Origin of the sequence: Phocaeicola faecicola, from assembly GCF_013618865.1 — a bacterium.
Lineage (GTDB): Bacteria > Bacteroidota > Bacteroidia > Bacteroidales > Bacteroidaceae > Phocaeicola > Phocaeicola faecicola.
In genome coordinates, this window is sequence record NZ_JABSOE010000137.1 from 1 (window position 1) to 2477 (window position 2477).

A 2477-nucleotide genomic window follows, 5' to 3' on the forward strand; every position below is an offset into this window, starting at 1 on the left:
GTGCGCCCATAATAGGGGCTTGATAATAATCACACTGGCAAGTGATTAGGTTAGTATTCCAATTAAGAAACCTATCCCAAACCGACTTATCCGAATGGGAAACCAAACGGGGAGTGAAGCATGTCGGTAACGCGATAAGTCAGTTAATTGCTAAACTGCGACTGAATTGCTATTGGGAAAAGACAGACATAAGGATGAAGCCTGATTGGTTGAACAATAGTCCTATGACTTATGTAGAGGTGGCAACGGAAAGCAGTTACATACGTTGCCTCGCAGTACCCACGCTTATTGAACGGAGTGATGGGCAAGGAATTTACTGCGACATATCCGACAGAAAACGGAAAAGGATGTACGTTGCATCCGATAGTCTGTCAAGCCAAGTTATCAAGTCCACTAAATGGGGATTGCCTACACGGAGATGCCGAAAGGCTATGAGCGCAGGCTCTGAAAACTCCGCATGGCAACGGAGTTCCCGTAGTAGTCTGAGCGTGGGAAAGCCACGTACATGGCGAAGGGGAACAGCTTGGTAATCTTAATATAGTCAAATGATAACGTGTGAGACGTATGAGAAATCCAGAGACCATATTAAACAGTTTATCTGCACATAGTAAAGATGTGCATTACAAGTATGAAAGGTTGTACCGCATCCTATTCAATGAACAGATGTTTTATGTAGCCTATCAGCGGATATATGCAAAACCCGGTAACATGACACCTGGCTCAGACGATAAAACCATTGACGGAATGAGTATTGAAAGAATAGGACATCTGATAGCTACGCTAAAGGATGAAAGCTACATGCCAACACCAGCCCGAAGAGTCTATATTCCCAAAAAGAATGGGAAGAAAAGACCATTAGGCATACCATCAATCGAAGATAAGATGGTACAAGAGGTCGTCAGACTTATTCTTGAAGCTATTTACGAAGGACATTTCGAGGATACTTCGCATGGATTCAGACCAAGAAGAAGCTGTCAGACAGCCTTGCGTTCCATCCGAAATCTCTTCACTGGTGCAAACTGGTTCATTGAAGGAGACATCAAAGGGTTCTTCGACAACATCGACCACCATATTTTGATTGACACTCTTCGTGAGCGTATATCAGACGAAAGATTTATTCGACTGATATGGAAATTCCTTAAGGCTGGTTATATTGAAGATTTTACATTTCACAACACGTATTCGGGAACACCACAAGGAGGAATTATAAGCCCCATTCTGGCTAATGTTTACCTTGATAAGTTCGATAAGTACATGCGTGAGTATGCTGAATCCTTCGATAAAGGCAAGAAAAGGCGGGAAAACCCACTCCACGCAAAATATAGTCGAAAGGCTATAAGGTTACGCAAGGCTATCAGAAACGCCACAGATGAGGACATCAAAAGAGAATTGCTTTCCCAACTGAAAGTTGCGGAAGCAATGACTCGCAATACATCAGCGTCAATGGCTATGGATAGCAATTACAAGAGACTCAAATATATCAGATATGCCGATGATTTTCTAATCGGTGTAATTGGTAGCAAGGACGATTGTGTAAAGATGAAAAAGGATTTTACAACCTTCATGAGAGACAAGCTAAAACTTGAACTATCTGAAGAAAAGACTCTTATCACAAATGCACAGGACTCAGCAAAGTTTCTTGGGTATGAAATCTCTATCAGAAAATCCGAAGCCATGAAGCGAAATAAGCTGGGTTGGTTGAAGAGACCGTTTAGCGGACGCATAATGCTTACTCTGCCCATTGCCACCGTCCAAAAGAAATTATTGGAACTGAAGGCTATGGAACTTAGGGTAATCAATGGAAAGGAAATTTGGTATGCCATGCCACGCAATTACCTAACCAAGGAAGACCCTGCAACAATCTGCGCACGCTATACAACTGAAATTAGAGGTTTGTACCAATATTATAGAATTGCGGACAACATCTCTTATGCAGGAAGTAAATTCGGTTACATAATGCGATATAGTTTCTGCAAGACCTTAGCAAAGAAATTAAATTCATCTACTGCCAAGGTAATACGAAAGTACAGGAGAGACCATGATTTGGCAATTCCTTATCAAGAAAAGAAAGGGGAAACCAAGTTCCGAATATTCTATAACGATGGATTTGCGAGGCAAGAACCAAACAAAGACGCAACTTGCGATAATTTACCAAATACATTTGTACTTCCGTTTCCTACTCTCGCAGAGAGACTTATGGAACACAAATGTGAACTGTGTGGAGCAACCAATGTCAAGACCGTAATGTATCAGGTTCGTAAACTCAAAGGGATACCCCTCAACACTGAGTGGCACCGAATAATGATTAAGAAATGGCGCAAGACATTGGCGGTATGTGAACATTGTAATGCCAAAATTCATGAACATGACAAATAAACTGATATTACCAGTGGAGAGCCGTATGCAGGGAGACCTGCACGTACGGTTCGGGGGCAGGTTATGGGAAACCTACCACCGAAAGGTGGCAAGGCGTCCAT

The 2477-nt window shown here is 42.2% G+C and carries 1 protein-coding gene; it reads left to right on the forward strand.

What is annotated here, in order from left to right:
• The first annotated feature begins 564 nt into the window (after positions 1-564).
• A complete protein-coding gene (locus tag H3001_RS18955) occupies positions 565-2376 on the forward strand; it encodes a reverse transcriptase/maturase family protein (RefSeq protein ID WP_016270896.1) in 1812 nt (603 codons plus the stop codon).
• Positions 2377-2477 lie beyond the last annotated feature (101 nt).

Excerpts from the sequence above, each read along its gene's own strand:
- H3001_RS18955 (WP_016270896.1), top strand. The coding sequence starts at position 565 with ATGAGAAATCCAGAGACCATATTAAACAGTTTATCTGCACATAGTAAA.